Raw genomic sequence first — 12,432 nt, forward strand, 5'->3', positions numbered from 1 at the left:
ACAAGCCGGACGTCAGCCCCGCTTCACCACCCGTCGCGCGCCGTAGCCGGCCGCCGCCCACAGGAAGGCCGCGACCGTGCGGACGGGGAAGAAGGTCGGCATGTCGGCGGCGACCGGGGCCGGCCAGGGCAGGCCGATCTTGGTCACGATCCAGGCGAACAGCACCGAGATCGCCAGCGCGGCAATCGCCGCGATGAACACCTTGCCGAACTGATCGGCCTTCCAGCCGAGGATGAATGCGACCGCGATCAGCACCGGATCGAAGCCGGCGAGGATCCAGACCGAGAACGGGTAGACCGGGACGACGGGAGGAGCGGTGTTCATACCGGGCTCAAGCCCACCACGCGGCGGGGAGTTTCATCCGCCCGGCCGCGTCCTCGATGGTCTGGGCCGCCGCGAACAGAGTCTCCTCGTCGAAGGGCCGCCCGATGAGCTGGAGGCCGAGGGGCAGGCCCTGCGAATCGAGCCCCGCGGGCACGGCGATACCGGGCAGGCCGGCCATGTTCACCGTCACGGTGAACACGTCGTTGAGGTACATCTGCACCGGGTCGGCGCTGGCCATCTCGCCGAGGCCGAAGGCGGCCGAGGGGGTGGCCGGCGTGAGGATCGCATCGACGCCCGCGGCATAGGCCTGCTCGAAGTCGCGCTTGATCAGCGTGCGGATTTTTTGGGCCCGCACGTAATAGGCGTCGTAATAGCCCGCCGAGAGCACGTAGGTGCCGATCATGATGCGGCGCTTCACCTCGCGGCCGAAGCCCGCCGCGCGGGTGTTCTCGTACATCGAGGCGATGTCCTTGCCCGGCACCCGCAGGCCGTAGCGGACGCCGTCGTAGCGGGCGAGGTTCGAGGAGGCCTCGGCCGGGGCGACGATGTAATAGGCCGGCAGCGCGTATTGCGTGTGCGGCAGCGAGATCTCCTTGATCGTCGCGCCCGCGGCCTTCAGCCATTCCGCGCCCTGGTCCCACAGCCGCAGGATCTCTTCGGGCATGCCCTCGACCCGGTACTCCTTCGGGATGCCGATGGTCAGCCCCTTCACGCCGCGGGAAATCGCGGCCTCGAAGTCCGGCACGGGCAGATCGACCGAGGTGGTGTCGCGCGGGTCGTGCCCGGCCATGGAGCCGAGCAGGATCGCGCAATCCTGCACCGTGCGGGCGATCGGCCCGGCCTGATCGAGGGAGGAGGCGTAGGCGATGATGCCCCAGCGCGAGCAGCGCCCGTAGGTCGGCTTGATGCCGACCGTGCCGGTGAAGGCGGCGGGCTGGCGGATCGAGCCGCCGGTGTCGGTGGCGGTGGCCCCCAGGCACAGATGCGCCGCGACCGCCGCCGCCGAGCCGCCCGACGAACCACCGGGCACGAGCGCCGCGTCGGAGCCGTTGCGCCGCCAGGGCGAGATCGTCTTGCCGTAGGCGCTGGTCTCGTTCGACGAGCCCATGGCGAACTCGTCGAGGTTGAGCTTGCCCAGCATGACCGCGCCGTCGCGCCAGAGCTGGGTCGAGACGTTCGATTCGTAATGCGGCTCGAACCCTTCGAGGATCTTGGAGCCCGCGGTGGTGTGGACGCCTTGCGTGGCGAACAGGTCCTTGATGCCGAGCGGCAGCCCTTCGAGGGGCCGGGCCTCGCCCTTGGCGATCTTCTCGTCGGAGACTTCCGCCATCTTCAGCGCGCGGTCGGGCGTTCCCACGATGTAGGCGTTGAGCACACCCGCCTTCTCGATGGCGTCGATGTGCGCCTGCGCGATCTCGCGGGCAGAGAAATCCTTCGCCTTCAGCCCGTCGCGGGCCTCGGCCAGGGTGAGTTCGTTGAGTGCCGTCATGAGCGTTCCAGATCGCCGTACCGAATCCCGCGGGGGCAGCCGCTCGCCGGAGCCGTCGCTCCGCCGAGTCGCAAGAGGCTACTCGACGACCTTGGGAACGAGGAAATAATTGTCTTCGGTGTCGGGGGCGTTGGCGACGATGTCGCTCGCCCGGCCGCCGTCGTTCACGACGTCCTCGCGCTTCTTCATGCGCATCGGCGTCACCGAGGTCATCGGCTCGACGCCGGTGACATCGACCGCGCCGAGCTGCTCGACGAAGGCCAGGATGGCGTTGAGCTCGCCCTGGAGCGGGCCGACCTCCTCGTCCGTGACCGCGATGCGCGCCAGATGCGCGATGCGCCGTACCGTCTTCTCGTCGACCGACATGCCGCCCGTGAAACGTTCGAAAAGCCCAGGCGGACGAGCCCGCCCGGCATCGGCCGGGCTATAGCACCGGCTTTCGCGGCCCGGCAACGGAGGGGGGCACGGAGATGGGGATGGGGCACGATCCGACGCCGGGGCTCTGGCCCTGGTGGAAGCACTGGTTTACCGAAGTCCCGCTTTCCGGCGGATGCCCGGCCGCGTCGTGGCCCCGATCCGCACCCGCGGGGACAATGCTAGAGAGCCGATGACCACCGCTCCGCTCCTCCTCTCGAACGCCCAACTGCTCGATCCGGCCACCGGTCGCGAGGGGCCCGGCGCCGTGCTGGTGCGGGACGGCCGCATCCAGGGTGTCGCCTGGGGCGCCGCCCCCGGCGCGCCGGAAGGCTCACAAAAAATCGATTGCGGCGGGCACGTGCTGGCGCCGGGCCTGATGGATCTGCGCGCCTTCGTCGGCGAGCCCGGCGCGGAGCACCGGGAGACCCTGGCCTCGGCGAGCGCCGCCGCGGCGGCCGGCGGCGTGACCACGCTGGTCTGCATGCCCGACACCAATCCGGTGATCGACGGGCCGCCCATCGTCGACTTCGTGCTGCGCCGCGCCCGCGACACGGCCTGCGTCAACGTCCTGCCGGCCGCCGCCATCACCAAGGGTCTGGCGGGGCGCGAGATGACCGAGTTCGGCCTGTTGCAGGAAGCCGGCGCCGTCGCCTTCACCGACGGTCTCAAGGCGGTGACGAACGCGCAGGTGATGCGTCGCGCGCTCACCTATGCCCGCGATTTCGGCGCCCTGCTGATGCAGCATGTCGAGGAGCCGGATCTCGCCGCGGAAGGCGTGATGAATGAGGGCGAGATGGCCTCCCGCCTCGGCCTGATGGGCGTGCCCCGCGAGGCCGAGACGATCATGCTGGAGCGCGACATCCGCCTCGTGCGGCTCACGGGAGGGCGCTACCATGCGGCGATGATCTCCTGCGCCGATTCCGTCGAGATCGTCCGGCGGGCGAAGGAGGCGGGGCTTCCGGTCACCTGCGGCGTCTCGGTCAACAACCTCGTGCTGAACGAGGGCGACATCGGCCACTACCGCACCTTCTGCAAGCTCTCGCCGCCGTTACGCCGCGAAGACGACCGGCAGGCGGTGATCGCCGCGCTGAACGAGGGCGTGATCGACGTGATCGTCTCCGACCACAACCCGCAGGACGTCGAGACCAAGCGTCTGCCCTTCGCCGAGGCCGCCGACGGTGCGCTCGGCATCGAGACCCTGCTCGGCGCGAGCTTGCGGCTGCTCCATACCGGCGACGTGAGCCTGAAGCGGCTGCTGGCCGCGCTCTCGGCCAATCCGGCCCACCTCCTCGGTCGCGAGGCCGGGCGTCTCGCGCCGGGCGCGCCCGCCGATCTCGTGCTGATCGACCCCGATCTGCCCTACGTCCTCGACAAGCGGCAGCTCAAGTCGCGGTCCAAGAACTCGCCGTTCGACGAGGCGCGGCTGCAAGGCGCGGCGGTGCTGACGCTGGTCGGCGGCCGGGTCGTCCACCGCTCCGATCTTTTCGCGGTTGCCGCATGAGCACCCTTCTCGAGGCCGGCTGGCCGCCGCTCATCGGCGCCCTCGCGTTCGGCTATCTCCTCGGCTCGATCCCGTTCGGGTTGATCCTCACCAAGGTCGCCGGGCTCGGCGACGTGCGCTCGATCGGATCGGGCAATATCGGGGCGACCAACGTGCTGCGCACCGGCCGGAAGGGCCTCGCCGCCGCGACGCTCCTCGGCGATGCGCTCAAGGGCACGGCGGCCGTGCTGATCGCCGGGCTTTGGGGGGAGGGGCCGGCTCTGGCCGCAGGGCTCGGGGCCTTCCTCGGGCACCTCTTTCCGGTCTGGCTCGGGTTCAAGGGCGGCAAGGGGGTCGCGACCTTCATCGGCATCCTCATCGCCTTGAGCCCGCCGACCCTGCTCGCCTTCGCGGCGATCTGGCTCGGCCTCGCCTTCGCGCTGAAATACTCCTCGCTCGCCGCGCTCGCGGCCTCGGCGGCCACGCCCCTCGTGCTGTGGGCGCTGGGACACGGGCACGTTGCAGCACTCTTCCTCGTGCTCGCGGCCCTGCTATGGTGGAAGCACGCCCCCAACATCCGCCGGCTCGCCGCGGGCACCGAGGGGCGGATCGGGCAGAAGGGCTGAGACCGACTCCCGGACGAAGGGGGTTTTCGATGCAGCTCACCGACGCGCAGCGCTTCGATTGGCTACGCCTGATCCGCACCGAGCGCGTCGGGCCCCGCACCTTCCGCGGGCTGATCAACCGCTTCGGAAGCGCGGCGGCGGCTTTGGACGCCCTGCCGGACCTGACCCAGCGCACCGGCAAGCCCATCGTCCCGGCCTCGAAAGCCCAGATCGAGCGCGAACTGGCCGCCGCCGCCCGGCTCGGGGTGCGCTACCTCGCCATGGGCGAGGCGGAGTATCCGAAAAGCCTGCACGCCACCGACACGGCGCCGCCCCTGATCGCGCTGCGCGGCGAGGCCGGCGCCCTCCTCAAACCCTCGGTCGCCCTCGTCGGCTCGCGCAACGCCTCGACAGCCGGCCTCGCCTTCACCGAGCGGCTCGCGACCGGCCTCGCGGAGGCGGGTCTCGTCGTCGTCTCGGGGCTCGCCCGCGGCATCGACGCCCGCGCTCACCGGGCCTCGCTCAAGGGCGGCACCGTGGCGGTGATCGCGGGCGGGCACGACAAGATCTATCCCGACAGCCACAAGGGCCTCGTCGACGACATTCTGGAGGCCGGCGGCGCCCTCGTCGCCGAGATGCCGATGGGCTGGGTGCCGAGGGGACGCGACTTCCCCCGCCGCAACCGCATCATCTCGGGGCTCTCCCTCGGCACCGTCGTGGTCGAGGCCGCGCGCCGCTCCGGCTCGCTCATCACCGCCCGCTTCGCCCTCGAGCAAGGGAGGGAGGTGTTCGCCGTGCCGGGCTCGCCCCTCGATCCGCGCGCCGAGGGCACCAACGACCTGATCCGCCAAGGGGCGACCCTGGTGGCGGAGGTGGAGCACGTGCTCACGGTCATCGAACCGCTGATCTCCGGCGGTGGAAGCATCCCAGACGGCGTCGCCGAGCGGGCGGAAGCGGAGGCGCCCGATTATTGGGACGAGATCGATCTCGACGGCGGAGGCCCGCGCCCCGTGGTCGCCGCCCTGCACGAGGAACCGGCGCCCTTCCTCGAAGCGCCGGTCGCCGAGTCGGGCGATGCCGGCGCGCGGCTCCTCGCGGCGCTGAGCCCTGCGCCCGTCGGCACCGACGCGCTCGCCCGCGCCACCGGCCTGCCGGTGCGGGTGGTGCATTCCCTGCTGCTCGAACTCGAACTCGACGGCCGGATCGAACGCCACGGGAGCGGCACCGTCTCGCTGCTGTCGCGGGCGTGAGGGGCGGGGGCCGGTGCGCTCCCTTTCCGCACAATTCACATTGAATGCCGTTAACCTTTGCACAATTTATTTCGTTTGCCCGAATCTGCGGCACTTCCTTAAATTGCCGGAGGAGCGGGAAGATCGGCCAAGCCGATGCTGGTTCCGGCAGGCCGTCGAGGCCCGCCGCGACCTCGTCCCCTCCCCACAACCGGGCGGAACCCGCCCCGGACCGGTCTGTCGCAGGTGGAAGACCGGCCTCGCATAGGTCCGCCTGCCGGTATTCGGGTCCCTTGCCCGGAGGCCGTGGGGCTGCAGGACGACGCGACCGTGATGCGGATTCTGTTCGGGAACCGGGCTCTCCCCGCCGCATGGCGTCGGGGGCCCCGCGTGGCGGCCCTCGGTCTGGCCCTCAGCCTGTCCTCGACCGCCGTCCTCGCCTATGCCGACCTCGTATCGGATCGGATCGATCTCGGCCTGTTCGACGACGAGCCCGCGCCCGTTCCGGGGAGCCTGCCGCGCGTCGCCCACCGCATCGCCACGGGCGAGCCCCTGCGGATCGTCGCCTTCGGATCGTCCTCGACGGAAGGGATCGGCGCCAGCACCCGCGCCGCCTCCTACCCGGCCCGCCTGGAGGCGCTGCTGCGCCGTGCCCTGCCGCAGCTCGGCGGCGACATCCTCGTCGACAATCGCGGCATCGGCGGCGAGGCGGTGGACGAGATGCTGGCCCGGCTCGACCGCGACGTGATCAAGCCGGCGCCCGACCTCGTGATCTGGCAGACCGGCAGCAACGATCCCCTGCGCGGCATCTCGCTGACCCATTTCCGCAAGGCGACGCAGGCCGCGGTCGCGCGCATCCGCGAGGCCGGCATCGACGTGGTGCTGATGGAGCCGCAATGGTGCCCGGCGCTGGACGCCACGCCCGGCGCCGACCGTTTTCGCGACGCGGTGCGCGACATCGGCGCCGAACTCGGCGTGCCGGTGATCCGCCGCTCGGACCTGATGCGCGGCTGGATCGCCCAGAGCCGTCTCACCCGCTCCGAACTCTTCGCCAAGGACGGCCTGCACATGGCCGATGGCGGCTACGCCCTGCTTGCCGAGGCGGCCGCCGCGGAAGTGGTGCGCGGCGCCGATGCGGCGGCGACGGACACGGAGCCGGGCCCGACGGTGGCGGAGTGAGGCAGGCCGCGGGCCGGCTTCTCCTCGCGCTGCTGGCCATCCTCGCCGCAGAGCCGGCGAGCGCCCTGGACACGCACCTCCTGCCGGAGCGTCCGGCCTATGCCCGGAGCCGGGGCTGCCCCGAGACGGCCGTGGCGCTGCCCGCGCGGCAAGGCACCCATCCGCTCGATGGGCGGATCAGCCCCGATCCGGCACGCTCGCCGATGAGCCAGGGCGACAGCGCGATCTGCTTCGCCTACGCCACCGCCGACATGATCTCGCAGCGGGTCGGCGTCACGGTCTCGGCGCTCGATGTGGCCACCCGCTACTACTTCGCCGACCCCGCCGGGCTGTTTCGCAGCCGCGACCGGGCCCTGCGCCGTTACCTCGCCGCGAATCCCGACCTGACCGAAGAGATCGCCGAAAGCCGCAACGACACGGAAGCCTCCAAGGAGCGCAACCCTCTGCGAAAGCCGTTCTTCGACAAGCTGGAGGACGGGCAGGAGGCGGCGGCGGCTCTGCTCTACAATCTCGGCGGCCTGTGCCCGGACCGCGACCTGCCCTCGTTCGACGGCTACGGCCAGCATGTCCGCACGCTCGGGCGCTTACGCTGGACGAGCCGGCTCGCTCCGAAGATGAGCTGGCGCAGCCTCGGCGGCACCGTCGACAGGCTGCGCGATCCCGCCACCGACGCCTTCAACGCCGGCTGGATCGCCCATGTCGAGCGACGCTGCCGCCGCATACCCCTGCCGGTGCCGCTGCTACCGGTCTCGCACGGAATCGCCGACAACCAGCTCGACTTCATGGAGCGGGCGAGGACCGGCGATCCGGACCTCGCCCGGGGCTCGGACCGCCTGATGGCGATGATCGATTACGCCCTCGACCACGGCCGCCTGCCGGTGGTCGGCTATTCCTGGTACGTGCTGGAGGAGCGCAACCCCAAGGATCCGGACCTCGCCGCCGACCATTCGAGCCCGATCCTCGGCCGCCGCAAGCTCGGCGGGCGCTGCCACTACCACCTGCAGGACAATACCGGTGAGTATTGCGCCCGGATGCGCCCGGGCATCCGCGAACGATGCGCCTTGGGCCGGGTCTGGCTCGACGAGGCGGAACTGCGCGCCTCGCTCTACAGCGTGATCTATCTCCGGTAGGGTGACGCGCGACAGGCGAGGGGAGGGACCATGGCGCTCGAAATCGGCCTTCTGGTCTTCCCGCGGGTGCAACAGCTCGACCTGACCGGGCCCTACGAGGTGTTCGCCTCGCTGCCCGAGACCAACGTCCATCTCGTCGCGAGAAATCTCGCGCCGATCACCAGCGCCACCGGCCTCGTGCTGACCCCGACGATCACCTTCTCGGACTGTCCCGCCCTCGACGTGCTGTGCGTGCCGGGCGGCGTCGGCGTGAACGCCCAGATGGAGGATGCCGAGACGCTCGACTTCGTCCGCCGGCAGGCTGCGGGCGTCCGCTATCTCACCTCGGTCTGCACCGGCGCCCTGGTGCTCGGCGCCGCCGGGCTGCTGACGGGGCGGCGCGCCACGACCCACTGGGCCGCGCACGATCTGCTCGCCGCCTTCGGCGCGGTGCCGGTGGAGGGCCGCGTGGTGCGGGACGGCAACCTCGTGACCGGCGGCGGCGTGACCGCGGGCATCGACTTCGCCCTGACGCTCGCCGCCGAACTCACCGATCCGGCCACCGCCCAGGCGATCCAGTTGCAGCACGAATACGCCCCGGCCCCGCCCTTCGACGCCGGCCACCCCGAGACCGCGGATCCTGCCGTCACCGCCGTCGCGCGGAAAAGGCTCGCGGCGAGTCGGGCCGAACGCGAAGCGATCGTGGCGCGGATCGCTTCGAAACAAGATCGTTCGGATTGACCGCAGCGGCGGCAGCCGCTCCCCCCTCTCCCGGCACAGCGGGGCGCGGGGATGCGCGTCCCGCCGCATCGGTTGAGCGGCAGCCGTACAGTCGCCCTCCGCCTCGCTTCGCCTCCGCCTCGCGATGACGGTGCTGCAAACGAAAAACCCCGCCGCGGGGGAGCCGCGGCGGGGCGATACGGTCAGGCAGGACGCCTGGCGCTTACTTCGGCGCGGCGCTGGCGGCAGGCGCGGCCGGAGCGGGGGCGGCGCCGCCCTGCTGCTCCAGCTTCTTGCGCATGTCGTCGCTGCGCTTCTCCATCTCGGCCTGGAGCTTCTTCTGCTGCTCCTCCAGCACCTTCGGGTCGATGGCCGGGCCGTCGAAGGCCTTGCCGAAGCCGGCGAGCGGCACGGCGAAGACGACCTCGCGCTGGGTCTGGTTCTGCACCGAGACGTTGAGCGTCGTGCCCTTCTTGAAGGCGGCCAGAAGCTCGGCGGAGACGGCCGGGGCCTCGGCGAAGCAGCCGTTGGGGAAGCAGACGGCGAACTTGCCGGCGGTGGTCTCCTTGCCGTCGACGCTGAAGCGGATGCCCGGCGCCAGCATCAGGCCGAGCGGCAGGAGGAAGCGGACGACCTTCACCTCCTGCTTCACCTGCGGATTCTTCATGTCGTAGAGGGCGACCGCCATCACCGGCTGGCCCGAATCCGACACGAAGTCGCGGGTGGTGTAGCAGACGTCGGTGCCCGAGGCGTTGTCCTTGCCGCAGACCTTGGTCCAGTCGGCCTGGCTCGGCTCGGACTTCACGTTGATGATCTGCGGGCCGGTCTGCTGGGCCTGCTGGCCGGCGGGCGCGGCCGGCTGGGACTGGGCCGGCGCGGGCGTCGGGGCGGGGGCCGCGGGCTTCTTGGCGGCCTGCGCGAACGCGGTGCCACCCAGGCCCGCCCCCAGGCCCGCCATGGCGAGAACGGCGGCCACGCGCAGCGCGTGCGCAGGAGACTTGGCCATGGAAGACTTGGCAAGGAACATCGGCGTTATGACCCTTCAGCGGATGGCGCACCAAGTGCGGCGCGGTGTCCTGACGCGCGCCGGCCTCCTGGGAAAACGAGCCCGCCCCGTCGAACCGCGGCGCGACCCTCGTCCAGAGGTGCGCCGGATCGTCTTGCGCGGCGGGAACGCGATGCGTTCCTCGACCGAACGAGCGGGCGGCCTGCTTTCCCCCGGAATGAGGCGAAGGCATGACGCCTGCGCCGTACACGCCCCGGCGCCACGGCTCAAGCGTCGGCGCAGGCGAGACGTCTCAGAACCGGGCGGCGACGCCGCCCATGATCGCCCGCGGCAGGCCCGGCGTGGCGTAGAGGTTCTGGAAGGCGCGGTCGTAATAGGTCGCGTCGAGCAGGTTCTCGACATTGAGGTAAAGCTTCACCTCCGGCGTGATCCAGTAATACGAGATCAGGTTGACCGTCGTGTATTCGGGTAGGCGGAACGTCGCCGCCGCCGTCCCGGCGTTGCGAGCCCCGACATAGGTGACCCCGCCGCCGAGCCCGAGCCCGCGCAGGTCGCCGCTCTGGAACTCATAAACGCTCTGCACCGCGAAGCTATCGGTCGGCACGTTGGCGAGGCGGGTTCCGACCGGGATCGACCGGTCCCGCGTCACTTCGGCATCGGCATAGGTGTATGTACCGAACACCCGCCAACCCGGTGCGAGATAGCCAGCAACGCTCAGGTCGAAGCCGCGGCTGCGGATTTCACCCGCTGCCACGAAGTTGGCCGAGCCGGACGACTCCACGGTCGGCACGTTAGTGCGCCGGATGTCGAAGACTGCTGCGTCGACGCTCAGGCGACCGTCGAGCAGGACGACCTTGGCACCGGCTTCGATGCCTTCGCCCCCTTGGAAGGGGAGCGGCTGCCCTCTCGCATCGGTACCGGTATTGGGCCGGAACGACTGCGCGTAGTTGCCATAGACCGAGACCGTATCGGTGAGATCGTAGACGAGGCCGAAGCGAGGCGTGGCCACCGTCGCCTGTCGGCTCGCCGGGTTCACGGTCCCGGCCGGAACCGCGTTGTAGTTGGTTGAGACGAGGCTGAGATCCTCGATCCGCACGCCGACCAGAGCGTGGAGGCGCGGCGTGATGTCGATCTGGTCCTGGACGTAGCCGGCGATGCTCTGCGTGTCCTGGAGGAAGTTAGTGACCGGCGGTTGGGCGATCGGCGGGAGAGACTGGCCATAGCGAGGAGCCAGCAGGTCGAGTCCGAACGGAAAGTCATTCACGTTCGAGCGGGCGAACACCTCCCGGTATCGATAGCTGTCGTATTCGAGACCCATGAGCAGGGTGTGGCGGAAGGGACCGGTCTCGAACTTGCCCGCGAGGTTGAGCTGAAGGTCGATGTCCGACCACGTCAGATCGCGATACTCCGAGACGCGCCTGACGACGGAGGGGGAGATGCGCTCGCCCCGCACGCCGACGCCGTAGCCCTGGATATTCCCGCCCAGCACCTGCGCCCCGGCGGTGACGACCCAGTCCGGATCGATCTTGTGCTCGATGCGCAGTTGGCCGAGCGCGTTGTCGTTGCGCATCGGCGGGATACCGGGCTCACCGAGGAAGCGGTTGCGCGGCACCGCCCGCAGGTTACCGTTGATCGGCACGATGCCGCGGTCGAGGGGCTGGGCGGTGCTGAGAACCTCGCCCTCCAGGGTGACCGTGGTGTCGGCGGTGGGCTTCCAGGCGATCACCGGCGCGAGGTAATAGCGGTCGCTGGAGACGAAATCGCGGAAACTGCCGTTGTTCTCGTAGGCGCCGGTGAGGCGGGCGAGCACCTGGCCCTCCGCGTCGAGGGGGCCGGTGGCATCGAAGGTGGTGCGCTTGGCGTTGAAACTGCCGATCTGCTGGCCCACCCACAGGGAGCGCTCCGCCAGGGGCTGCTTGGTGACGATGTTGAAGGTGCCGCCGGGGTCGCCCCTTCCGTAGAGGAAGGCGGAAGGGCCTTTCAGCACTTCGATGCGCTCGATCGAGGCGACGTCGGGCGAGTTCGGATAGCCGCGGTTGATCGGGAAGCCGTTGCGGTAATACTCGCCCGTGGCGAGGCCGCGGATCGTGAATTCCGACAGGCCGAGCCCGCCGAAATTGTTGGCCCGGCCGACGCCCGCGAGGTCGAGGGCGCTGTCCACCCGCGTCGCCGCCGCATCCGTGAGCACCTGGGCCGGCACCACGACGACGGTCTGGGGCACCTCGCGTAGCGGCGTCTGGGTGCGCGTGGCGCTGACGCCGTCCCGCGCGAGGTAGCCGTCGGCCTTCAGCCGCGGCACGCCGAACCCGCCGGCCGGCCCGTTGCCCGCGCCGCGGCCCTCGCCCACGACGGACAACTCCTCCAGCACCACTTCCTGCGTTCCGGCCGCGGCCTGCTGCGCAGCGGCGGAGCCCGGCACCACACTCGACCCGGCGCCCGCCACAACCGCAAGCAGAGCACCCCGGCCGAGCCCGATCCGGATTTTTCTTTTTTCTTCGAACATCATAGCTGCGGGGAACTCGTGCCGGCACGTCGATCCGCGGCGGTTACGATGCAGCAACATTTACGGTCAAGCTGTAGGGGACCGCCGTGTCGACGGCCCGCCTTGAACCATTCCAGAATGGTCCTGCACCCGTTTCGAGAGATTCTAAAAGATCGTCCCGAGGCGGGGGATTGTGGCCGCGGGGCCACACAGACCGGCACATCCGAGCAAAGCGTAGGACCATCCGGGCGCGCGGCAAGACCGCGCCTTCGGCCCATTCCCAGCTCTTCATCGGGATGAGGGCCGCGAACCCCGCGCCCGCGCGGGTCGTCCCGAAGAACGCGGAGCTCGCCGCGGGCCGCGTCGCCCGTCGAGCGACGGGCCTCCCGCCG

At 70.4% G+C, this 12,432-nt stretch carries 11 protein-coding genes; 6 read left to right on the forward strand and 5 right to left on the reverse strand.

Annotation, left to right across the window (positions count from 1 at the left end; all coding sequences use genetic code 11):
- Nucleotides 1-12: 12 nt before the first annotated feature.
- The 3 genes from BM140_RS10825 to gatC form a co-directional block, all read right to left on the reverse strand.
- Nucleotides 13-324 (reverse strand): hypothetical protein, encoded by a 312-nt coding sequence (locus BM140_RS10825; protein ID WP_091945444.1) that lies wholly within the window; start codon nt 322-324, stop codon nt 13-15.
- 7 nt (nt 325-331) lie between these two features.
- On the reverse strand, nt 332-1,813 hold the full coding sequence (gatA, locus tag BM140_RS10830; protein WP_091945447.1) for an Asp-tRNA(Asn)/Glu-tRNA(Gln) amidotransferase subunit GatA: 1,482 nt from the start codon (nt 1,811-1,813) through the stop codon (nt 332-334).
- Between the two features lie 78 nt (nt 1,814-1,891).
- A complete protein-coding gene (gene gatC, locus BM140_RS10835) occupies nt 1,892-2,179 on the reverse strand; it encodes an Asp-tRNA(Asn)/Glu-tRNA(Gln) amidotransferase subunit GatC (RefSeq protein WP_091945450.1) in 288 nt (95 codons plus the stop codon).
- A gap of 241 nt (nt 2,180-2,420) precedes the next feature.
- Between gatC and BM140_RS10840 the strand changes: the two genes are divergently transcribed.
- The 6 genes from BM140_RS10840 (at nt 2,421) to BM140_RS10865 (ending at nt 8,573) form a co-directional block, all read left to right on the forward strand.
- Nucleotides 2,421-3,731 (forward strand): dihydroorotase, encoded by a 1,311-nt coding sequence (locus BM140_RS10840; RefSeq protein ID WP_091945453.1) that lies wholly within the window; start codon nt 2,421-2,423, stop codon nt 3,729-3,731.
- Nucleotides 3,728-4,336: a glycerol-3-phosphate 1-O-acyltransferase PlsY gene (plsY, locus tag BM140_RS10845; RefSeq protein ID WP_091945457.1), complete on the forward strand. Its 609-nt coding sequence runs from the start codon at nt 3,728-3,730 to the stop codon at nt 4,334-4,336. Before BM140_RS10840 ends, plsY begins: the two co-directional genes overlap by 4 nt.
- Before the next feature lie 29 nt (nt 4,337-4,365).
- Nucleotides 4,366-5,565, forward strand: coding sequence for a DNA-processing protein DprA (dprA, locus tag BM140_RS10850; protein WP_091945460.1), 1,200 nt, complete (start codon nt 4,366-4,368; stop codon nt 5,563-5,565).
- A 312-nt stretch (nt 5,566-5,877) separates the two neighbouring features.
- Nucleotides 5,878-6,723, forward strand: coding sequence for an SGNH/GDSL hydrolase family protein (locus BM140_RS10855; RefSeq protein WP_091945731.1), 846 nt, complete (start codon nt 5,878-5,880; stop codon nt 6,721-6,723).
- On the forward strand, nt 6,720-7,853 hold the full coding sequence (locus BM140_RS10860) for a hypothetical protein (RefSeq protein WP_091945463.1): 1,134 nt from the start codon (nt 6,720-6,722) through the stop codon (nt 7,851-7,853). Before BM140_RS10855 ends, BM140_RS10860 begins: the two co-directional genes overlap by 4 nt.
- Nucleotides 7,854-7,883: 30 nt before the next feature.
- A complete protein-coding gene (locus tag BM140_RS10865; RefSeq protein WP_091945467.1) occupies nt 7,884-8,573 on the forward strand; it encodes a DJ-1/PfpI family protein in 690 nt (229 codons plus the stop codon).
- A gap of 202 nt (nt 8,574-8,775) precedes the next feature.
- Here BM140_RS10865 and BM140_RS10870 read toward each other — a convergent pair whose 3' ends face one another.
- Together BM140_RS10870 and BM140_RS10875 are read right to left on the reverse strand one after the other, a co-directional pair.
- Nucleotides 8,776-9,579, reverse strand: a complete 804-nt coding sequence (locus BM140_RS10870; protein WP_091945470.1) for an invasion associated locus B family protein — start codon at nt 9,577-9,579, stop codon at nt 8,776-8,778.
- A 271-nt stretch (nt 9,580-9,850) separates the two neighbouring features.
- Nucleotides 9,851-12,064, reverse strand: a complete 2,214-nt coding sequence (locus BM140_RS10875) for a TonB-dependent siderophore receptor (protein WP_244535386.1) — start codon at nt 12,062-12,064, stop codon at nt 9,851-9,853.
- Between the last annotated feature and the right edge of the window lie 368 nt (nt 12,065-12,432).

The organism is Methylorubrum salsuginis (genome assembly GCF_900114375.1).
Lineage (GTDB): Bacteria > Pseudomonadota > Alphaproteobacteria > Rhizobiales > Beijerinckiaceae > Methylobacterium > Methylobacterium salsuginis.

Bases quoted from the DNA above. Each gene is read 5' to 3' on its own strand.
- BM140_RS10825 (WP_091945444.1), bottom strand. From the start codon at position 324: ATGAACACCGCTCCTCCCGTCGTCCCGGTCTACCCGTTCTCGGTCTGG.
- gatA (WP_091945447.1), bottom strand. From the start codon at position 1,813: ATGACGGCACTCAACGAACTCACCCTGGCCGAGGCCCGCGACGGGCTG.
- gatC (WP_091945450.1), bottom strand. From the start codon at position 2,179: ATGTCGGTCGACGAGAAGACGGTACGGCGCATCGCGCATCTGGCGCGC.
- BM140_RS10840 (WP_091945453.1), top strand. From the start codon at position 2,421: ATGACCACCGCTCCGCTCCTCCTCTCGAACGCCCAACTGCTCGATCCG.
- plsY (WP_091945457.1), top strand. From the start codon at position 3,728: ATGAGCACCCTTCTCGAGGCCGGCTGGCCGCCGCTCATCGGCGCCCTC.
- dprA (WP_091945460.1), top strand. From the start codon at position 4,366: ATGCAGCTCACCGACGCGCAGCGCTTCGATTGGCTACGCCTGATCCGC.
- BM140_RS10855 (WP_091945731.1), top strand. From the start codon at position 5,878: ATGCGGATTCTGTTCGGGAACCGGGCTCTCCCCGCCGCATGGCGTCGG.
- BM140_RS10865 (WP_091945467.1), top strand. From the start codon at position 7,884: ATGGCGCTCGAAATCGGCCTTCTGGTCTTCCCGCGGGTGCAACAGCTC.
- BM140_RS10870 (WP_091945470.1), bottom strand. From the start codon at position 9,579: ATGTTCCTTGCCAAGTCTTCCATGGCCAAGTCTCCTGCGCACGCGCTG.
- BM140_RS10875 (WP_244535386.1), bottom strand. From the start codon at position 12,064: ATGATGTTCGAAGAAAAAAGAAAAATCCGGATCGGGCTCGGCCGGGGT.